Consider the following 22,322-nt stretch of genomic DNA (forward strand, 5'->3'; position numbering starts at 1 on the left):
CTATGAAAAAAACGGTCTTACTTAACCTACTTTTTTTGCTTTTCTTGATTTCCTGCGGCAACGATTCAGGAAATTCCGCCGAAAATTCCGAAAAAATCATCAACACAACTATTTCAGGAATGGCGCAAGGCCCCTTTGAAAAAGGGGCGACGGTTTCTGTTTATGAACTTGATACGAACTTCCAGCAGACAGGGTACAATATCGAAACAAGCATCAAAAGCGACAAGGGTGATTTTTCGGTTAAGTTAAGAGACTTTGAATCACAATATATATTGTTTAAAGTAGAGGGTTATTACTTCAACATTTTCACCAACAAAAAAATAAAGGATAAATTAACTTTATACGCACTTACAGACTTGAGCGAACGGGACAAAGTAAACATAAACCTACTCACACACTTAGCCAACAACCGCACGCAGTATCTTGTCTCAGAAAAAAACGTACCCATAAAAAAAGCCAAAAAACAAGCTGAATCTGAAGTTTTAAAAGCATTCGGCATTGAAGAAGACGATTTCAATGACGCCGAAGATCTGGACTTCTTTGGAAAAGACAAACAAAGTGCGGCATTACTTGCCATATCCGTACTCATGCAAGGCAACATCCTCGATGCAAACCTAAACGACCGCTTGACAGACTTTGTGTCGGATATTGAAAAAGACGGGACCTGGGACAACAAACAAATCAAAACAGAAATTGCCAATTGGGCAAGTATTTTGAGTCAGTACTCCGCATTTGATAAAGTCAAGGGTTATATTGAAAAATGGAACCAAACAGTTAACTTTTCGGCATTTGAAAAATACGTGGAAAACTTTTGGCAACAAAATTACAATCTTGATTCAATAGATTTTTCAAAAACGAATATCAAATGCGAATTAGACACTTTAAACTGGAAGGACACAACTGAAGGAGCCACCCGCAAAGGCGACATAACGGACATCATCTATATTTTTGACAACAAGAAATGGCGAGTTGCAACACTCCCTGAAGCATCTCTTGGATTGTGTAACGAAAAAACTGTAAACTTTTTTGGATACGCCGATTCTGATTATCATCCAAACTTTTACATTTGCCAAAAAGATTATGATAAGAAATTTTATTGGAGTGGATTAGACGCTTTTGACTATGATTACATATGCAACGACTCCAGCTATTACGCCAACAACAAAGACATCCATTGGGGCGGCATAGATCCTACAAAATGTGTAAATTGCAAACAAGAAAACTTCGATTATTTTGAAAACATTTGCAAAAAACAATGCTATAAAGGGAGATTTACAATAAATGCATTAAATTGTGCAACAGACTTCGACGAATGCACAGAATCCCTTTTAGGTGCAACAGAAGAAGGTCCCACCATAAAATCTAAAACCGAGATCAAAGATCTAGGTGATGAATGTTACAGATACCATTCATACGTGACATCAATAGACAGCACCAATAAAACAACATACATCTGTCGAATCCGATACATCGGATACAATTATGAGACATCCTATATCAAACCACATCCATCCTATCAATGGGATGCAGCCTCAGATTTTGATCTTGATGCAATCCCAACTATATGCACTTTGGATATCGACGGTCAAATTGTTGTCGGAAAGAAAAATACATACGTTTGCGAAAACGAAACGCTTAGGTTAGCGACCCCAGTAGAAATTGATGCGGGTTTTGCATGTACTATGTACATGGGCGATAGCGGAAATTGCAAGGGAGAAATCATTTCGGGAAAGAATAATAAATACGTTTGCGATGAATCCGGGTTTAGATACGCCACGCAAGAGGAAATAGAAACGGGAATTGCTTGTTCATCATGCATAATACTTAACGGTATTTCATGCAACACTGAAACGGAAAAAGAATATGGTAAAACCTGTACTGAACTCAAGAGTATTGTAGAGAAATGTCGTACAAATGAATAGAAAATAGCAAGAGTCAAATTTACCAATAGGAATAAACCATGAAAAACACAGCCCTTCTTGTTTTTATCCTTTCGTTTTTGCTCGTTTCCTGCGGGGATGACTCCGGCAGTTCTGCAGGCGATTCCAACGAAGAAGCCGAAATTTTCAGCAGTTCCAGCAGCAAAGCCAACAAAAGCACCAAATTCTCTAGTAGTTCCAGTGTAAAAAACAAGTCCTCCAGCAGTTCTAGCAAAAAAGCCGAAACGATCACAGACGATATTCAAAACTGGAAAGATACGACAGAAGGTGCCATCCGCAAAGGCAACGTAACGGATGTTGTCTATATTTTCGACAACCAAAAATGGCGAGTGGCAACAATCCCTGAAGCATCTCTTGGAGGGTGTAACGAAAAAAATGTAGGAAATTTTGGATACGCCGATTCTGATTATCATCCAAACTTTTACATTTGCCAAAAAGATTATGATAAGAAATTTTATTGGAGTGCATTAGGCGTCAGCTACTACAACCATCTATGCAATGATTCCAGCTATTACGCAAACAGCAAAGAAGGCGATGCCCATTGGGGAAGCATAGAACCCGTAAAGAAAAAATGTATAAATTGCAAACAAGAAAACATTGATTATTTGGAGAACATCTGCAAAAAACGCTGCTATGTACACGATGGAACGAATCGATACTATCTTGGTGTGCAGAAAATAGGTAATGGTTGGCGTATAGGTGACGCATCAGAATGCGCATTAGGCTTCGGTGGATGTACTGAGTCCCGCTTCGGTACAATAAAAGAAGGCCCCGTCTTTAAGGCAGAAGTTTCTAGCGATTATTTAGGTTATGAACTCTACATTATGTATTCATACGTGACATCAATAGACAGCATAAAAAAAAGACCGTACATTTGCAGATATCCTTATTCTGAAGGTGAAGATTATTTTCCCACGGAATGGTATATCGCCTCGGATATCGACATCGAATTAGCACCCAAGCTATGTGATAATTGGTGGGGCATTCTCATTTCGGGAAAAAATAACAACAAGTACGTTTGCGATCTTGACGGGTTTAGAATCGCTACCCAAGAGGAAATAGAAGAGGGAATTGCATGTACAGAATACAACATGTACGATTTAGAGAAATGCGGCTCTGAACTAGAAAAACAAACAGGTATGACCTGTGCAGAATACATGCGCCTTGTGGAGAAATGCCGCGCCAAGCGGAAAGAATAAGTCTAAACGCAATCATTACAGAAAAACAGGTAAAAAATTGTCATTGCGCAGAATATGCATCATCTCGAATCCTTTATTTTTCTAACTTAGTATACTAAATTGGATATTTAAGGTATACTCTATGGCATCAGCAAAGAAAGAAGAAACGGATCTTTGGGACTTATTAAAAGACCTGGCAAAAAATTGGAAAATCATGGTTCCGTGTATTTTTGTCGCCGGAATCATCGGCGTATTCATCGCATTTTGGATACGCCCCGTCTATAAAGTAGACGCGCTGCTCCAAATTGAATCAAAGAGCAACAAGAGCGTAGGCATGATGGGCGGACTTCCTAGCCTGTTCGCGAGTTCCAGCCCTGCAGAAACGGAAATCGAACTTATCAAGAGCCGTCATATCATTGGCGAAGCTGTTGAAAAGATGCACTTACAATACACAGCAACCCCAGTAAACAGCCTTGATCGCCTATTGCACCGCGAAGGTCGCATGGAAATCAGCCGTTTCGAAGTGCCTTGGACGCTCATTCCCAAAAACGAAAAAATCGTACCTTGGATTGCAGAAGCAACTGACAGCACGACTTTCAACCTGTACGACCACAACAATAAATTGGTACTTTCGGGAAGTGTCGGCAACACATACCATTTCCCATACGCAGGCGATACAGCCGTATTCTGCGTCCATCGAATGGAAGCTACCGCAGGTCAAAAATTCGAACTTCAGGAACTTAATCGCCTGGACGCCATCGCAGCATTCAAGAAGGCTTTTGAAATCAAGGAAAAAGGCAAAAAGACTGGCATTTTGGAATTTAGCTACCAGGACATCTATCCGGACCGCGCCACCCAAATCCTGAACGAAATTGCAACATCTTACCTAAGGCAAAACGTTGAACAGCGCAATGCCGAAGCTCAAAAAACGTTGGAATTTTTGGAAAAGCAACTTCCGGCAGTCAAAGAACAGATGGATAGTTCGCTCCTTAAATTCAATACTTACCGCAACAAAGTTGGCTCCGTAGATATCGGCGCCGAAACCCAAATTATTTTGGAAAAGCGCAATGTGTTGCAACAAAAGTTGCTGGACTTGCAGCAAAAAAAACAAAGTGCAATCCGTTTATTCCAACCGGAACACCCGACAATCAAGACTCTTGAAGAACAAGAAAACAACCTAAAGCGTGAACTCGCCAACAACACGGCCGCAACAAAGCGACTTCCGAACACGCAACAGGAAGTTTTGAAACTCACAAACGAAGTGGACATGAGCAAGCACATGTACACGACGATGCTCAACAACATCCAGCAGCTAAAGCTCGTATCCGCTGGCGAAGTCGGATCGGTCCGTATCATCGACTTTGCCGAAGAAGTTTCTCGCCCCATGAAGCCGAAGAAATCCATGATCATCTTCGCAATGCTGTTTCTGGGCTTACTCACGGGCGCGACATTCGTAACGCTTCGTAGCAAGTTCAGCAACGGCGTACGTGATGCAAACTTTATCGAACGCGAAACAGGATTCAGCGTCTATGCCAAGGTGCCGAAAGGCAACCCCAACGGCACCAAGGGAACACGCCCCCTTGCAGTTGTCGAGCCAGACGATGTCGCTGTGGAATCGATTCGTGCGCTCCGGAGCTCTCTCGAATTCAGCATGGAAGAAGGCTCCAGCCCAACCATCGGCGTCAGCGGTCTTATTCCGGGTGTCGGCAAGAGCTTCATCTCAGTAAACCTCGCCGCATTATACGCAGGGCTCGGCAAAAAGGTTCTGCTTATCGATGCCGACCTCCGCAAAGGTCGTCTGCACAAGGAATTCGGCATCAAGCGTGGTAAAGGGCTCTCCCAGATTCTCCTCGGTGAAGCCACTGTGGACGAAGTCATCCATAACACTGAAGTCGACAACCTGTTCATCATGCAATGCGGTACAGTACCCCCGAACCCCTCTGAACTGCTCGGTTCCAAGCACTATGCATCCATGATCAGCGAACTTGAAAAATCCTATGACCTCATCATCGTAGATACGCCGCCAATCATGCTTGTGACAGATGCTGCTCTGGCTTGCCGAGTCGTATCCCAGATTGTCATGGTCATCGAATATAACAAACACAGTATCGACGCCATCAAGGACGGCATGACTCAGCTCCTGAAGGGTAACAGCAATGCCCACGCAAGCTTTGTCATCAACAAGTACGAGCACGGCCACAGCGATGGCTATGGTTACAAATACGGAAAATACTAGCATTACATTTTGCCATGGCATCCGACCTTAAAAAGAAAACAGCCAAAGGGATGTTTTGGAGTGCTGTAGAAAGATTTTCTACACAGGGCATTCAGTTTTTATTTGGCATCGTACTTGCACGTCTATTGACCCCTGCGGACTACGGCGTCATCGCGATGCTAACCATCTTTTTGGCCATTTGCCAGACATTTATCGATAGTGGCTTTGCAAACGCAATCATCCGCAAAATAGACCGCACCGAAAAGGACATGGCGACGATGTTTTTCTTCAACATCGGCATGTCCCTTGTATGCTACGCCATACTATTCTTTACAGCTCCATTTATAGCAAGCTTCTATAACATGCCGGAACTTACCCTCGTATTAAGAGTTCTAGCATTAAGACTCATCGTGCAATCGTTTTCAACGGTGCAAGTTACCAATCTAACCATTAAAATCGACTTTAAAAAGCAAGCCAAAATATCATTAGCCTCAGCAATCATCTCTGGAATTGTAGGGATTGGATTTGCATACAATGGATATGGAGTTTGGTCACTTGTCATTCAAGCCCTATTTTGCTCCACATTCAACGCATTTCTTTATTGGCTTACGGTTCGCTGGCATCCACAGTGTTTTTTCGACAAAGAATCCTTCAAGAACCTTTTCTCTTACGGTTCAAAGCTACTGATTTCAGGACTTCTGGACACCGTCTACAACAACCTTTATCCACTTGTCATCGGAAAATTCTATACGCCTGCACAATTAGGAGCATTTGCAAAAGCAGATCATTTTTCCCAGTTTCCATCGCAAAACATCATGCGCATTTTACATCGAGTATCTTTCCCCGTATTAAGCGCCCTGCAGAATGATCCCCAGCGCATGAGAAACAGCTTTCTAAAATTCATTAATTACTCTGCACTGATTATTTTCCCGCTCATGCTAGGACTTCTTGCATTGTCAAAGCCAATGACATTGCTTCTTCTGACGGAGCGTTGGAAGGAGATGATTCCCCTTTTGCAAATTCTATGCATCGCCATGATGTGGTATCCGGTTCACGCAATAAACCTGAACATACTACAGGTTCTCGGACGATCCGACTTGTTCCTCAAACTGGAAGTCATCAAAAAAGTCATCGGTTTAGCAATACTCCTTATAACGCTTCCTATTGGCATTACAGCCATGTGCATTGGGCAAATCGTAGATTCCATTCTTGGATTATTCATAAACACCTACTACTCCAAGAAATTCATAAACGCAGGAATTGGGGAACAGTTGAAGTTCCTTTTCCCGACATTGTTCAACTCCACTGCAATGGCAGCAATCATCCTTGTCATAAACAATTTTATGCCTCAAGATGAATATGGTCTTCAAATAGGGGTCGGGCTTACCGTCGGGATACTATACTACCTTACGACAAATTACCTTTTCAACAAGGATGTATTCAAGGAAATCCTGAGTCTGTTAAAGAAATCGTAGGAATTATTCAACAACGACTTCTAGCCAAGAATCCTGTTTTTCCAGGGCATCAAGTAATTCATCGTTTGTTTTAAACGCAAGAATTAACATTCCAACAGCATTGTTCGCGCCTTCAAATCCGCTAACAACATCGCCCGGCTTTACCCACAAATCTCGTTCAACGACTTTTGCAGGCAAAGATTCTTTAATTTGAAGATCCTTAAAAACGCCATTCTTTTTCGAATGTAAAACAACTTCAGCCCAACAGCCATCGTAAGGTTTTTCCTGAATATCGCTAATAGGATCCCCAACCGCTGCTCGCGTACACGCAGTGATCAAGTCGACACCAGTAGCATATCGGAGCATTTCAGCCAATCTGTTGCCACCGCCACGAGGAGACACTTCCATGATGTATGGCTTTCCATTTGTGCCTACGCGAGTTTCGATATTGTAGATGCTCGTCCGCATGCCAAGAAGAGTTATCAAGCGCTGAATTTCCGACTTTAAATACTCTTCCTCTTCGCTCGTAAATGTCGACGGCCAGCTAAAAGCGGCAGGAACATAAGGATTCACGGCATTGACATCAAAACGCTGCGCAGAAAAAGATGTAACCAACATTTTTCCGTTATATGAAAAACAATCTGAATCCGAAGAACAGCCCTGTTTTTCAATAAACTCTTCTACAATAATGTTGCCTTTAAAAGCATGATCGAAAGCATACTGAAGCGCGGGCTTCAGTTGGTCTTCAGAATCCACCCTAGAAACACCTTTTGACCCAGCCGAGTCTGTCGGTTTTACAATTACCGGATACTGATACCAATCTAAATCGCTCAAAGCCTCCTCCATCGAGGAAAAGCCCCTTGCTCTCGGAACATTAAAGCCATTAGCCGTAAGAAAAGCGCGGAATTTGTCTTTATTCTGTAGGATCTCTACAGACTCATAAGGACCAAATGCTGGCAAGCCCATTTTATCCTGGACATAGGCAGCCGTAACGACCCCAGGATCAACGCCAAAAGACATAATGCCGTCAATATTCTTTTCTTGAGCGACCTTAAGAACGGCTTCTTTATCCAAAACACTGACATTCACGTATTCGTCAGAATACTTATGCGCAATATTACCTTCCTTATAGTCAGCCGTAATAACGTAATATCCCTGTTCATGAGCAGCCTTTATGACAGGGAGCAAATAACGGATTCCGCCAAGCAGCATCAGTTTCTTTTTATTCATGAAACAATAGTCCCTTAAAATTTACACCCCTAATATAAAAAACTTCTCTACGATTTCTTTTTACAATCGCTTTTTTACTGCTTTTGTGCTTTTGCTTTTTTCGGGCCAACCGTTAAAAAACTATATTGCATTAGGTAAAATTTCAGAATTATATCTAATTCACAATATGCCTAAAGATTTAATAACTGTCACATCACCGCTTCTGCCATCTCTTGACGACTTTATTCCGATGTTAAAAGACATCTGGAACCGCAAATGGCTTACAAACAACGGGCACTACCATCAGGAACTAGAAGAAGCTCTAGCAGACTATCTCGGAGTCAAATACATAAGCCTTTTTACAAATGGCACGCTACCTTTGATCACCGCACTACAAGCGATGCGCATCACAGGCGAAGTGATTACGACACCTTACAGCTTTGTCGCCACGACGCACTCTATCTGGTGGAACGGCCTTAAGCCCGTATTTGTAGATGTCGATGAAGCTACGGGCAATATCGATCCAGAAAAAATCGAAGCGGCAATCACGCCGCATACAACAGCCATCATGCCGGTACACGTCTACGGCACGCCTTGCAACATAAAGCGCATCCAGGAAATCGCAGACATTTATGGCTTAAAGATAATCTATGATGCGGCCCACGCCTTTGGTGTACGCATCAATGGAGAATCGGTCCTGAAAGCAGGCGACATCAGCACGCTCAGTTTCCACGCCACCAAGGTCTACAACACCATAGAAGGCGGCGCCCTAATTTGCCATGACGAAGCCACCAAGAACCGCATAGACTATCTTAAGAACTTCGGCTTTGCCGACGAGACGACAGTTGTCGCCCCCGGCATAAACAGCAAGATGGACGAAGTCCGTGCTGCATACGGATTACTGAACCTGAAACAAGTCGATGCCGCAATTGAAAAACGCAAGGCAATAGCCAACAAGTATAGAGAAGCCCTGAAAGAAATCGATGGCATCCGATTCCTCTCGGATATCGAAGGTGTCCGCCACAACTATGCCTACTTCCCCATTTTCATCAACGAAAAAGAATACGGTCTTAGTCGTGACGCATTGTACGAGAAACTCAAGGAAAACGACATCTATGGACGTCGCTATTTCTACCCGCTCATCAGCACGTTCTCGGCATACAAGGGACTGGACTCCGCCAATCCTTCAAACCTTCCCATAGCCCACAAACTCGCGTCCCAGGTGCTTTGCCTTCCGATGTTTGCAACTCTTGACGAAAATGGAATCGACAGAGTTATCGAAGTCATTAGAAATCATAAATAATACACTCTTCGAAATAGACAAACGTTAAAACGGCTTTTGGATTAAAATGAAAAAACGAATTATTTTCTTTGATGCGAATTTATCAACGCTGCCAGCAATAAAATATGCAAAGTCATGCGGATTTCATGTCGTAACATGTGATAATAAAGCCGAAAATCCAGGGCACAAAGAAGCCGACGAATCCATACTAATCAGCACCTACGACTTGGACGCCATAGATGCATACATCGAAAAGAACCCCGTAGATGGCGTAGTCTATTTTGCATCGGCACACGGCTCTTATGCAGGAAGCCACGTCATTGAGAAATTCCACCTGCCTGGAATTACAGAGTCTATCAAAGACACGTTATCCTATAAAGACAACTTTAGGCAATACCTTAAAAACAACGGTTTTTCGTCTTATCCCAAGTTCATTTTGCTTAAGGGCAACACCATTCCTGCAAACATCGACTCCTTAACGTTTCCAGTTATCGTAAAGCCAACAGACTCTGGCGGAAACAAAGGCATTACGAAAGTTTCGGACATAGCAAAGTTGCAAGAAGCAGTAAATCTCGCCTTTGAGGAATCTAGAAGCGGAAATGTTGTCATCGAAGAATACATTGACGGAACACTCCAAATAAATGGGGACTGCATCGTAGAAAATGGGGTGGTCAAGCTAGCATTTTTAGGGCGATACCTTTATCCATCTTGCAACAAGATCCTGCCATGCGCAACAATCTTCGGCAATGGAGTGCTTTTAGACGACACATTAGCACAGGTCAAGCGCGAAATACAGAAACTCGTGTCCTCCACCGGAATTAAATCCGCTGCTTTAAATCTCGAATTTAGAGTATCTTCTTCAGGAAAGATTTATTTTATCGAAGTCAACACAAGACATAGTGGCAATTTCATATACCAGATGATGAATATGGCGTATGGAATCAGCCTAGAGGAAATCTCTGTAAAACTGGCGTTAGGCGAAGCGCTTGGTATAACCAACGAATCCCCCAATGGCTATTTTGCGTACACCCTGTTCTATTCAGAAAAAGACGGCATGCTAGACAGCATAGAGATTTCTGAAGAACTCAACAAATACATTTTCAAGAAAATAATTTTCAAAAAAGCAGGCGACACCATAAACAAGCTAACCGTGCTTTCCGATCGAATCGGCGTATGTCTCCTAAAATTCCCTTCATTCGAAAAAATGACCGAAATAACAGAAAACTTCGGAAACTACTATCACATCAACTTAAAATAAAAAAATGTTTAATACAATAAAAAACATCGCCAATGAAGTCGGCTCTCCTTTCTACATAGCACATCCGAGCCGATTCAAGGACAACATAAAAAATTTCCGCCAAGCCTTTCTATCGCAATACGATCGATTCATTCTGTCCTATTCATTTAAAACGAATTACACGCCATTCTTACTGGAAATCGTCAAAGAACTAGGTGCTTACGCAGAGGTTGTTTCAGAAATAGAATACGATTTGGCACTATTGATGGGTTTTCAGGGCGAGCATATCGTCTTGAACGGTCCCATAAAAGACGAGCCTCTATTAAGGAAAGCTATCATCAACGGTAGCATTATTCATCTTGACTGCATGTATGAAGTAGACTCAGTTCTCAAAATAAAGGAAGAGTCACCCAATCAACCTATTCGTGTTGGTTTACGTATAAACATGGAAATCAATACTGAAAACGGAGCTTCGGCAGTTCAAGGAGGATTAAAAGAAAGTCGTTTTGGCTTTACCGCGAAAGCTTTAAAAGACGCTATTTCAAAACTAAAAAGCGCAGACATAGAAATCATCTCGCTCCACGGTCATACATCATCAACAAATCGCGTTGTAGACAACTACAAAATCATAGCGTCTCGGTTGATGGAAGTCATATCCATTCACCAACTCAATCACATTAAATATATCGACTTGGGTGGAGGCTTCTTTGGTGCAGCCCCCAAAGAAGTTGACATTTCAAAAAAGCCCACCTATCAAGATTATGCCCAAGGCATTTGCAATGTCCTTTTGAGCAATAGCGACTTTCAGAAACTAAGACCCTACATTGTCATAGAGCCTGGGGCATCTGTTGTTACAAATGTTTTCGACATCGCCACGCAAATATACCAGCGCAAACAAATAAACAACAAAGATTTCATTATTGTAGACGCAAGCATCTATCAAGTAAGACCTCCTGCAGGAAAAGTAAATTATCCTTTTGAAGAGTGCAGCCCCAACGAGGCTCAAAATGAAATTACCGTCGACATTGTCGGTTCCACATGTATGGAAGTGGACAGAATTTCCGAACAGGTAAAGCTCTCTCATTACCAAAAAGGAGACTTCCTAATTTACAAGGGCAGTGGCGCCTACCAAAACAATTTGACACCATTCTTTATCAATCCGCGCTGTGCCATTGTAGAATTGACACCAGACGGATACAAAATCATCCGCAAACGACAAGATGCAAAGCATTTATTAGATCTTCTGCAATAAGCATCAAAATATATTATACAAAAAGAATCATCATGAACACCCAACCTCTCGTCAGCATCCTTTGCGCAACATATAATCAAAAAAATTTCATTGCGCAAACCATTGAAGGCTTTCTTATGCAGAAAGTCAATTTTCCTATAGAAATCATCATTCACGACGATGCATCTACTGACGGGACTACGGAAATTATCGCACAATACGCCCAAAAGCACCCCAACCTGATTAAGGCAATTCTACAGAAAGAAAATCAATACTCTAAGATTAAGGATATTTGGAGTAAATTCATTTATCCTTCTGCCAAAGGAAAATACTTTGCCGAATGCGAAGGCGATGACTACTGGACGGATCCAAACAAACTGCAAAGGCAAGTAGACTTTCTCGAATCACATCCAGACTACATATTGTCCACTGAAAACGCCAATGTTCTTTTTACCGAAACGAACATTATAAAGCCTTTTTCAACAGAACCCGAACACGATGTAAGCCTTGACGATTTGCTCATCCGCCGAAGATTTCCAACAGCTTCAGTAGTGTACCGCAATACATACATTAAAGAACTAAGTCAGCAAGAAGTTTCATCTTTTGACACCATGATGTGGGCATTCCTTGCCCAAAAAGGAAAAGTTCATTTCAACCCCATAATTTCATCAGTTTACCGTCGTGGCAGTGGAGTCACTGAATCGAACAAAATAAAATGGGCGTACACAAATGAGCGGTATAATAAAGAAATTACAGAATTTTTCAAGCCAAACAAATCTGTAATCAAAGAGCGCAATAAAACACTCTATCAAGATTTCAGGAACGGGATCAAGGCTGCCAAAAAGCAAGGTAAGAGAAACGATTACCTAAAATTAAGCGCCAAAGCATTCTGCCTCAGTCCATTGAGTTACATTGCAGATATTTTTAAGCGCAGATGGAAAAAATACATAACTGGTGAAGAAAAGCGCATCCAAAGAGCAAATTTTTGGGTTAAGTTTCAACCAACAAAAAAACTAGCACCCTCTCATAGAGAAACCCCTATCGTCGTTTCCCTCACAAGCTATCCCGCCCGATTCAGCACACTTCATCTTTGCTTAAAGTCGATTTTCAACCAGACACTACAAGCAGACAAAATCGTCTTGTATTTAGACAAGACTGTTTCATTGCAAGATGTTCCTAAAAAAATATTAGACATGCGGGATAAAGGTCTCGAAATTCGCACTATCTGCGAAAACATCAAGCCGCATAACAAATATTTCTATGCAATGCAGGAATTTTCCAATGCCATCATAATCACGGTGGATGATGACGCGTTGTATTCAAAAGACTGTATCGAATCTCTTTACAGAAACTTTAAAAAATATCCCAACTGTATTTCCGCAAGACGAGTTCATAAAACAACACATTTGCTTGATGGAACAATAGCCCCTTACAGGCTGTGGGATTTAGAATATAAAAAAATAGCAACCCCCTCTTCCGATCTTATGGCTACCGGAGTAGGAGGTGTATTATATCCCCCGCATATTTTCAATACCCATAGCGATTATTTCAAGATTGAAAATATTCAAAATCACTGCCTTAACGCGGATGACGTCTGGTTAATGTTTATTGAGAACAGAGAAGGAATAAAAGTCTGCTGGGCACCAAACAAACACCCTTCACCATATCCAATCATTAGCGATAAAATCAACGACTTTGCGTTAAGCAATGACAATGTTGAAAACAACAGAAATGATTATTTTATCGAAAAATGCCAAAGTTTTTTCAAGATAAATATTTGAATATGGGATGTGCACGAATGAAAACAAAAATTGTTTATGTTCTTGTAAGCTCAGAAGACGACATCTACCTAGAGCAAGCATATGTATCAATGCTTTCAGCAAAGCATCATATGCCAGATGTCCATATTACGCTCTTAACAGATTCAAAAACAAGCGAATCCTTAACAGGAACGAGAAAAAAAGAATCAGCTATCGCGGATGAAATAATCGTTATCGAATTAGATCCATCTATTTCCGCGCAAAAAAGAAGTCGTCTATTAAAGACTAATGTTCGGAACTATGTACAAGGCGATTTTTTATTCATTGATTGCGACACAATCATTGTAAAACCATTAGATGAAATTGATGAAATTGATGTAGATATGGCAGCATGTTGGGATACACATGTACCATTTAAAGACAATCCATACAGGTCCATGTGCCTAAAACATGGAACAAAGCTAGAATGGCCTATAGAAAACGAAACCGAATACTTCAACAGCGGAGTAATATTTGTTCGAGACATTCCAGCAACCCACAATTTTTTTACAAGATGGAATAAAAATTATCAAGATGGGACTCTAAAAAGGGTATCCATGGATCAACCAAGTCTAGCCAAGACAAATTACGAATTGGGACATCAAATTAAAACTTTGCCCGACTGTTGGAACTGTGAATTCAAACATGGATTACGCCATTTTAAAGATGCAAAAATAATTCACTATTTATGCACCAGCGAAAACAACGGCAAAATGCCCCCTTTTTTGTTAAATGAAAAAAAAATTCTCCTGCAAGTCAAACAACATGGGGAAATAACGCCTCAAATAGAAAAACTTTTTGACGATCCAAGTAAAGGAATTGCGCCATTGACTTGTTTAATATCAGGAAGCGATGTTTTATTTTTTGAGGACCCTTTAATTGTTATTCTTCGGTCCTGGTATGACAAGGGTAAAAAAGCATATAAAATAATATCTTTTCTAGTCAGGAAATGTTCATTAATAAAGTCTAAAATTCGAAACAAAATAAAAAAACTTTTTTAATTATGAAAGAATTCGATTACCTCATTGTCGGTTCAGGCCTTTTCGGCGCCACATTTGCATACCGCGCCACCCGTGCCGGAAAAAAATGTCTCGTCATAGATAAGCGCGCACAACTTGGTGGAAATGTCTATTGCGAAAACATTGAAGGTATCAATGTCCACAAGTACGGAGCCCATATTTTCCATACTAGCAACAAGCAAGTATGGGACTTCGTCAATTCCATCGTGGAATTCAATCGCTACACGAACAGCCCTGTTGCGAACTATAAAGGCAAGCTTTATAATCTGCCGTTCAACATGAACACGTTCTACCAGATGTGGGGCGTCACAACGCCGGCAGAGGCAAAGGCAAAAATCGAAGAGCAAAAAGCCGAAGCCATTGCCGCATTGAATGGTCGCGAGCCAGCAAACCTCGAAGAACAGGCGCTCACGCTCGTCGGCAAGGACATCTTCGAAAAGCTCATCAAGGAATACACCGAAAAGCAGTGGGGCCGTAATTGCAAGGACTTACCGGCGTTCATCATCAAGCGCCTCCCGGTGCGTCTCGTATTCGACAACAACTACTTTAACGACAAGTACCAGGGCATTCCTATCGGCGGTTACAACAAGCTCATTGACGGATTGCTCACCGGAATCAAGACGCGCACCGGCGTCGATTTCTTTGCTGAATATAAAGACAACTGGCACGAAATAGCAGACAAGCTTGTCTACACAGGCGCCATTGATGAATTTTTCGGCTATAAGCTCGGCAAGCTCGACTGGCGCACAGTCAGTTTCAAAATGCGCACAGAAGACACGCCAAACTTCCAAGGAAACGCCGTCGTCAACTACACTTCGCATGACCAGCCGTATACACGTATCATCGAGCACAAGCATTTTGAAATGTTCGGCGCCGATGTCTACAGCGTTCCGAAAACGGTTGTCTCAGAAGAATACTCCACCGAATACAAAGACGGCATGGAACCTTACTACCCCGTCAATGATGAGCGCAACAACAAGCTCGCCGAAGAATACCGCAAACTAGCCGATCAAGAAAAGGGTGTTATCTTTGGAGGTCGTCTTGCGCAATACAAGTATTACGACATGGCCCCGATTATCGAGCAAGTCCTGAACATTGAAAAATTCTAAATTTCAGCCATGCTCGAAGATTCCAAAATAAAGATTCTCGTCTGTTGCCACAAACCAAGCGAATTGCCGCAAGACGGTATATTCTTACCGATTCATGTCGGAGCAGCCATTTCAGAGGCAAACCTTGGAATCCAACGCGACGATCAATTGAACGGAGAGCCTTGTGACAATATCAGCAACAAGAACCGCAGTTTTTGTGAGCTGACCGCAATTTATTGGGCGTGGAAAAATATCAAGTCTATTTATCCAAACCTAGAATATATCGGACTAAACCATTATCGTCGTTTTTTCGCGTTTAATGAGACTCGCCTCACAAGCAGTGGCATACCAAAAGATGTAAAAGGCATTTCCGAGTACAAGCTCGACACATCTAGAATCGAGTCCTGGCTTTCTGCCAACAAGGTCATCACAACCCCCAGGGCGTACCTCAAGACCTCAGTCGCAAGCGGCTACGAACATGCCCACTACAGCTCCGATTTACGCGTCATTCATGATATCGTCCGAAACGACTACCCAGAATTTTTAAACGCGTTCAACGATGTATTTCTCGGCTGCAACTACTTTTACGACTGCAACATGTTCATCATGCCGTGGAACGAATTCGACGATTACTGCAAATGGCTTTTTGGAATTTTATTCAAAGCAGAAAAAATCATCGACATCGAAAAATACGATAGCTACCAGAAGAGGATTTACGGATTCCTCGCCGAAAGACTTTGGACTGTATGGGTCAAGTACAAGCAGTATTCTTTAAAGAACCTGAATTACTATGTTTATACTGAAAATCCAAAAAAGATTGACGAGGGATTAGTAGCTCGGCTAAAGTATAAAAAAATGCGCATTAAGGATAATTTCGCATTTTTCCTGTCAAAAGTCCGTGGAAATAAACAAGAACGCTACTGGACCGTTCCTTAAGATTTTTATTTTTGAATTATGAGCGAGAAAAAATACAAACGAGCAATTACCTACGGTACATACGACCTATTCCATATAGGCCACTTGCGTCTCCTCAAAAGAATCGCCAATTTGGCAGACGAACTATACGTAGCAGTTTCTTCGGACGAATTCAACACCCTGAAGGGTAAAAAATGCATCGTTCCGTTTGAAAATCGCAAAGAAATCGTAGAATCCCTCCGCATGGTTACAAAGGTCATCCGAGAAGACAACTGGGAACAAAAAATAAGCGATGTCCAAAAATACCACTGCGACCTATTCGTCATGGGAAGCGACTGGACAGGAAAATTCGATTTTCTAAAAGATTACTGCGAAGTTCTCTATCTTCCAAGAACCGAAGGTGTCAGCACCACGGAAATCAAGGAAGAAATCAAATCCCCTAAAGACTAATCATGGTAGAAATAGTTCTTTGCACAGATGAAAACTATGTCATGCCGACATCAGTCCTCATGACATCTATTGGTCTTACTAATCCAAATCTCGAGATTCATTACAATATCGTTTCTACAAAACTGGACCAAAAATTTAAGGACCAGCTATCTAGGCATCTCGGGAACGCCAATTCAAGCATCAGCTTTTACAGCCTTGACGAATCCTGTTTGAAAGATTGCCCGATTCGTCCCGGAGAACATGTTTCTTTGGCAACTTACATCCGCCTATTTTTACCCTCAATTCTCCCACAAGACCTAGACAAAGTCCTTTACATCGATGGTGATGTCATTTGCACAGGCTCTATCCAGGAACTTTGGGAAACTCCGCTTGCAAGCCACGCCGCAGCCGCCGTCCCAGACATGCGCTGCAACGACATCCGTATTCTGAACCGTCTGTCGCTCCCCAAGGACAGCGACTACTTCAATGCCGGAATCATGCTCATCAATCTAAAATGGTGGCGCGACAATGACATTCAAAACAAAGCGCTCCATTACATTGCCAACAATCAAGACATTTGCCAGTATCACGATCAAGACGCCTTAAATGTCATACTTCATGGGCAAATTGCAGAACTCCCGATTTGCTACAATCTACAAGAACATTTTTTCGAACCGCTAAAAGACCAGTTCATTAGCAGAAGCCATTTCGAGGAATTGCAGACAGCGCTATCCAACCCGAGCCTAATACACTATACAGGTTTTAGAAAGCCTTGGCACCGTGAATGCGTCAATCCATTAAAGTCTGTTTGGCTATTTTTCTACGATAAAACAGAATGGCGAAACACCAAACTTGGTTTTCGCCACAAAGGATTTAGACTTTTTAAATACAGACTTCGTGAAAAGATTGCCAACTACGGACTGATGACATCGAAAAACATATACAAGGACATGGATTTTTCCGACATTCAACAGGCCGTAATGAACAAGGTCAAGTCAAAAGTTAAATAGTTTATTTATACTCAAGATTGACCATAATCGGCAAATGGTCTGAATGATAGCGCCACTTTTTACCATCATAGTAACGTTCATTCAAGATTCCATATTTCATCACATTAAATGTCGGGCTTACAAATACGTGGTCAATTTGCCATTTGCCATAAGTATTCGGGTCAAAGTTGTTGAAAGAATTATTTGGAGCATAGACGATTTTTGAAGCCTTTCTGGAATCCATGAGAATTGAAGACCTCTGCATCGTATTGTAAGGTTCCTTATCCGTTTCAACATTAGTATCTCCAGAAAAGATTGCCAAGCCTGTCCCCGCAATGTCCTTAATCTTTCTCACCGTCAGCTTTGCAGATTCCTTTCGAGCATCCCAACTTTTATGGTCCCAATGTCCGTTGAAAATGAACAAAGGCTTTTTATTCTTCCCTTGTTTCGGCATCAATTTAGCCCACGAGCAATAACGAATTTGGCTTGCACCCCAACCAATGGAACCACGTTCGCCAGATTCTGAATACCAGAACATTCCCGAATCAACTTTTTTAAAAAGGGACTTCTTGAAAAAGATCGGATGGAAATAAGTGGAATCGGCTTGGACATAATCATAATCCGGTAGCAAGGCAGCCAAATCTGCCACCTGGTTCTTATCCGGTTCCTGCATAGAAATGATATCGAAATCATAGAACTGGATTACCTCGGCAATTCTTGGAGCGCGCTTGCCCCAGCCATCCCCATTAGCAGAATCCTTCGCATTGGCGTAGCGGATATTCCAAGTCGCATAAGTAACTTTTTCAGCAAAAGCCTGACCACAAAGGAGTCCTGCTATTACAAAGAAAATAGTCGATAGTTTCATTTTACACCTTCCTTTTTTGATAGATAAAAAATAATAGTTTTTCAAAGACCCGTTTTGAGCAATTTGAAACTTTTTTATATTTTCAGCACGCTATGATTGATTTTCTTGTCTATGCCATTTTCGCATCCTGTTTTTTTGTACTGCTCTACAAAGATGCTGAAGCCCGTTTTTGCGCATTGTTCATAGGCACGCTTCTTTTTCCATCGTGCATTTGGATTATCGATTCCCCAAAGCTTTCACCCCAGCATATTCTTCTATACTCGTTCTTTCTTGTCGAAATTTTAAAGAACTATAATTTTTTCATTGAATCCCTAAAAAAATTTCCTTTTAAAATTCCGCTCTCATTAGTAATCATTTCATTTATTTGCACAGTCTATTCAAACAATAAATTTGACATCAAGGAATATTACGTTCTCGCCCGCTACATCATAGAACTGTATGGCTACCTGTTGGCCGCGTTCATTATCGGTCGTAGAATAGACGTCATAAAGACTCTACAGCAGTTATTTCCGATCATATTCATATTAGGGGTGCTTGGCGTTTTCGAAGGACTGTTCAACGCCAACTATCCATTCAAGTACATCTGTTCCGCGTTCCCCTATTACGACGGCTTTTACAACCTTGCAACAAATATCAACGCAAGTGATGCATGGCGCACAAGAACGTTACTTACCACAACTTATCCAACGGCTTACGGCACGCTCCTTTGCGGAATAATCCTAGTATTCTTCCCAATGCTAAATAAAATCGACATCAACAAGTCGTGGAAACTTGCATTCGTCGGCATTTATCTTGCCAACCTGTTACTTAGCGGAAGCCGAACGGGAATGCTTTGTTCTGCAGTCGCACTTGCATTTTGGTTTACCCGCAAATGGCATATTCTTATAAAGTTGTTCATGATATTCGCCCTCGTCATCGCGGCATACTTCGGCATACAAAAAGTCATTGATAATTTTTCCCAAGAAACCCGAGGTAGTTCATTACAGCTCCGTGAACAGCAACTTCTATTTTCAATCGTTCAAATTGCAGAAAGCCCTCTATTCGGAAACGGAGTCGGATACCTGACCAAACATATTTTTGAAACAGACGCCTATGGAGACCGAATTCGAAACGAAGATATTTTAGGAATGGAATCCATCCTCTTTCCAAAACTGATCAATTACGGTTTTGTAGGACTATTCCTATACTTCACACTTTCCATCTGGATTTTCGTTTACTTCTTCAGGCGTCGAAACGAGAACATGGTTGCCATATCAGGAGCACTTGAAATATTCGCCATGACGCTATTCTTTATACTGTCTGGGAATATGGGCAATGCATCTGCATACACCTACCTTATCATAGGTCTACTCGCAGGGAACATTCAGATTTCAGAAGAATCGGAGCAAAAGGAAGAAATAACCAAGAATCCCCAAATGAAATCTTTGGCTCAAGACGTACGGAGCAAATGACTTTCCCCAGTACGACATTTTCCATTGACGGATTTCAGACTTTGGAATCTGACAGTGGACTTTCCATAAAGCCTTTGCACGCTTAAAACCGCGATGGTTCATAGCAATCAAGGCAAACATTCTCGCATAAATAGGGCAATGCCTACGCATCAGGGCAAAATCAAAATCTACATGATTTGCGGCCGCCCATTCCTTGATTTTATTCCACCCGGCAATACGGTTTTCCAAGGAATACGTCCCCTTGCTAATAGAATGTTGCTCCGGGTTCACCCTATAGTAATAATAAGCTAGGTTAATAACAGCCACTTTTTTTGCTTTATAAAGTGTTTCAAGGCAAAACAGGACATCCTCATTGTATTTGAGCGATGTATTGAATTCAATTTTTTCAACGAGCTTTCTAGAAAAAAAGCAACGCCATACATAACCGTAAAAGTCAATGCCTGCGCCAAGTCTCTTTTTGAGAATATAATCCTTATCATCCAACGAAAGGAGCCGATCTTCACCAACAGACAACGGAACAATTCTACTCCTTCCGTTTTCAACGCTAAAGAACGGAACATACCCCAATTCAGCATCAAACAAAACATAAGCATGAAACGCTTTTACAAAAGCAGTAGCATCAATCCAGTCATCCGCATCGATAAAAGTAACAACTTCTTTTTGAGCATTCTGCAGCCCTAAATTGCGGGCTCTACTCACGCCACCGTTTTCGACATGCAATACACGGACATGCGAATCCATTTTTGCAAACTGGTCACAAATAGCAGCGCTCGAATCTTTCGACCCGTCATCAACAATAACAAGTTCCCATTCAATTGAATCCTTAAGACTCAAAACCGATTCAATGCATTGAGCCAAATGCTTTTCAGCATTATAAACTGGAAGAATGAATGATATCGATTCACTCATACTCTATCAAGAATCCATTGACAAGCTTGTTCAGAGGCATGTCCAGTTTCACAGACATGTCCATAGAAATCCAGAATCTGTTTGCAATTTTCAGGGGCATCCGATTCGTTAAAATCAATGATCGTCTGGAACAAGTCTTTTGCATTCTTTGCATACTTGAAAGGACTTTTTTCGACATCAAAATTCAAACCGCGACTAGATTTATAATCATCTAGATCGGGCACATACAACACCACAGGTCTATTCAACAAAACATAATCGCCAACCAAGGATGAATAATCCGAAATTACCACATCGGAAATCAGCAACAAATCCTGCATTTCAGGATACTTGGATGCATCTACAATTCGGGAATCCGTTTTCCATTCAGGCAACATTTTCACCTTGTGGTGTTGACGAATCAGTATTCCCCACTTTTTTCCATCTCTCTTTTCAAGTTCATCAGCCAAATACGAAAAGTCTAACATATCGGCGGCAACGCCATTTCCTCGAAAAGTAGGAGCATATGTAAGAATTTTGTCAAAACCCTCCAAATTCAAAGCCTTGCGAACAGAGTCTGCCTTATGGGTATAATCTTGGAAGAACACATCATTTCGAGGAGAGCCACAGCGCAATATTTCAGCATAAGGATTCAAAGAGCGCCGAATAATTTCATCACCATAATCGGAACCTGACAAAATAACATCTGCACACTTATACGCCTCCGAAAGAAGCGAACTTCCATCTGATGTTTTATCGACATTTTTAAAGGCACGATCTCCATGCCACGTATCCATGTAGATTTGTCCTTTTCGCTTGCACGGGATCATAATACCCGCATTCAGCACCCAAAATTTAGATGTAAACAATTCTCTATATTCTGCGAAAGATTTTTTCTTTACAATTCGCACATAATCAGGAATTTCCGCAACATCATTCACATCGTTCAAACTCCAGACAATTTCCATGTCCGGATCCATTTCATGCATTTTCTCGGAAATCGCTCTCGGATTGCACGCGTAACGCAAACCATTATATGCTCTAAAAAAAATTTTTTTCCGGTTCATTCGGTAAAATACCGAAACGAAAAAGCATAGCATACGAAGAATAAAATTCTTAATCCATCGAGACAT

Annotated in this window: 18 protein-coding genes; 14 read left to right on the top strand and 4 right to left on the bottom strand. The window is 41.5% G+C overall.

Translation table 11 applies throughout. From position 1 onward, the window contains the following. Positions 1 to 2: 2 nt before the first annotated feature. From BUC30_RS04290 to BUC30_RS04305, 4 genes are all read left to right on the top strand, one after another. Entirely contained in the window at positions 3 to 1,922 is a 1,920-nt protein-coding gene (locus tag BUC30_RS04290) for a hypothetical protein (protein WP_073423678.1), read from the top strand. Positions 1,923 to 1,960: 38 nt separating this feature from the next. Further along, positions 1,961 to 3,139, top strand: a complete 1,179-nt coding sequence (locus BUC30_RS04295; RefSeq protein WP_073423679.1) for a hypothetical protein — start codon at positions 1,961 to 1,963, stop codon at positions 3,137 to 3,139. Between the two features lie 121 nt (positions 3,140 to 3,260). Further along, the gene (locus tag BUC30_RS04300) at positions 3,261 to 5,354 is read left to right on the top strand and encodes a polysaccharide biosynthesis tyrosine autokinase (RefSeq protein ID WP_073423680.1); all 2,094 of its coding nucleotides are present in this window, start codon (positions 3,261 to 3,263) and stop codon (positions 5,352 to 5,354) included. A gap of 14 nt (positions 5,355 to 5,368) precedes the next feature. Beyond that, positions 5,369 to 6,808, top strand: coding sequence for a lipopolysaccharide biosynthesis protein (locus BUC30_RS04305; protein WP_073423681.1), 1,440 nt, complete (start codon positions 5,369 to 5,371; stop codon positions 6,806 to 6,808). A gap of 3 nt (positions 6,809 to 6,811) precedes the next feature. On the opposite strand, the gene BUC30_RS04310 is transcribed toward BUC30_RS04305, so the two are convergent. Continuing rightward, positions 6,812 to 8,017, bottom strand: coding sequence for an ATP-grasp domain-containing protein (locus BUC30_RS04310; RefSeq protein WP_073423682.1), 1,206 nt, complete (start codon positions 8,015 to 8,017; stop codon positions 6,812 to 6,814). Positions 8,018 to 8,183: 166 nt separating this feature from the next. On the opposite strand from BUC30_RS04310, the gene BUC30_RS04315 reads away from it, so the two are divergent. From BUC30_RS04315 to BUC30_RS04360, 9 genes are read left to right on the top strand one after another with little or no spacing between them, the layout of a single operon-like run. Beyond that, complete coding sequence (locus BUC30_RS04315; RefSeq protein ID WP_073423683.1) at positions 8,184 to 9,299, top strand: DegT/DnrJ/EryC1/StrS family aminotransferase; 1,116 nt, start codon at positions 8,184 to 8,186, stop codon at positions 9,297 to 9,299. A gap of 46 nt (positions 9,300 to 9,345) precedes the next feature. Beyond that, positions 9,346 to 10,536, top strand: a complete 1,191-nt coding sequence (locus tag BUC30_RS04320; protein WP_073423684.1) for an ATP-grasp domain-containing protein — start codon at positions 9,346 to 9,348, stop codon at positions 10,534 to 10,536. A 4-nt stretch (positions 10,537 to 10,540) separates the two neighbouring features. After that, positions 10,541 to 11,767, top strand: coding sequence for a type III PLP-dependent enzyme domain-containing protein (locus BUC30_RS04325; protein WP_073423685.1), 1,227 nt, complete (start codon positions 10,541 to 10,543; stop codon positions 11,765 to 11,767). A 32-nt stretch (positions 11,768 to 11,799) separates the two neighbouring features. Then, positions 11,800 to 13,527, top strand: coding sequence for a glycosyltransferase family 2 protein (locus tag BUC30_RS15750; protein ID WP_139260783.1), 1,728 nt, complete (start codon positions 11,800 to 11,802; stop codon positions 13,525 to 13,527). Between the two features lie 17 nt (positions 13,528 to 13,544). Continuing rightward, complete coding sequence (locus BUC30_RS04340; protein ID WP_073423686.1) at positions 13,545 to 14,546, top strand: glycosyltransferase; 1,002 nt, start codon at positions 13,545 to 13,547, stop codon at positions 14,544 to 14,546. A 2-nt stretch (positions 14,547 to 14,548) separates the two neighbouring features. Further along, positions 14,549 to 15,673: a UDP-galactopyranose mutase gene (glf, locus tag BUC30_RS04345; RefSeq protein ID WP_073423687.1), complete on the top strand. Its 1,125-nt coding sequence runs from the start codon at positions 14,549 to 14,551 to the stop codon at positions 15,671 to 15,673. A 9-nt stretch (positions 15,674 to 15,682) separates the two neighbouring features. Continuing rightward, complete coding sequence (locus BUC30_RS04350) at positions 15,683 to 16,588, top strand: DUF4422 domain-containing protein (protein WP_073423688.1); 906 nt, start codon at positions 15,683 to 15,685, stop codon at positions 16,586 to 16,588. An 18-nt stretch (positions 16,589 to 16,606) separates the two neighbouring features. Continuing rightward, a complete protein-coding gene (locus BUC30_RS04355; protein WP_073423689.1) occupies positions 16,607 to 17,017 on the top strand; it encodes an FAD synthase family protein in 411 nt (136 codons plus the stop codon). Positions 17,018 to 17,019: 2 nt separating this feature from the next. Then, entirely contained in the window at positions 17,020 to 18,006 is a 987-nt protein-coding gene (locus BUC30_RS04360) for a glycosyltransferase family 8 protein (RefSeq protein WP_073423690.1), read from the top strand. A 1-nt stretch (position 18,007) separates the two neighbouring features. Here BUC30_RS04360 and BUC30_RS04365 read toward each other — a convergent pair whose 3' ends face one another. Next, positions 18,008 to 18,850, bottom strand: a complete 843-nt coding sequence (locus BUC30_RS04365; protein WP_073423691.1) for an endonuclease/exonuclease/phosphatase family protein — start codon at positions 18,848 to 18,850, stop codon at positions 18,008 to 18,010. Positions 18,851 to 18,942: 92 nt separating this feature from the next. Here BUC30_RS04365 and BUC30_RS04370 point away from each other — a divergent pair, with 92 nt between their 5' ends. Further along, a complete protein-coding gene (locus BUC30_RS04370; protein ID WP_073423692.1) occupies positions 18,943 to 20,301 on the top strand; it encodes an O-antigen ligase family protein in 1,359 nt (452 codons plus the stop codon). Here the strand turns inward: BUC30_RS04370 and BUC30_RS04375 are convergent. Beyond that, positions 20,221 to 21,210 (bottom strand): glycosyltransferase family 2 protein, encoded by a 990-nt coding sequence (locus BUC30_RS04375; RefSeq protein ID WP_073423693.1) that lies wholly within the window; start codon positions 21,208 to 21,210, stop codon positions 20,221 to 20,223. The genes BUC30_RS04370 and BUC30_RS04375 overlap by 81 nt on opposite strands. After that, positions 21,207 to 22,322 (bottom strand): CDP-glycerol glycerophosphotransferase family protein, encoded by a 1,116-nt coding sequence (locus BUC30_RS04380; RefSeq protein ID WP_073423694.1) that lies wholly within the window; start codon positions 22,320 to 22,322, stop codon positions 21,207 to 21,209. Before BUC30_RS04380 ends, BUC30_RS04375 begins: the two co-directional genes overlap by 4 nt.

Origin of the sequence: Fibrobacter sp. UWB7, assembly GCF_900142945.1 — a bacterium.
GTDB lineage: Bacteria > Fibrobacterota > Fibrobacteria > Fibrobacterales > Fibrobacteraceae > Fibrobacter.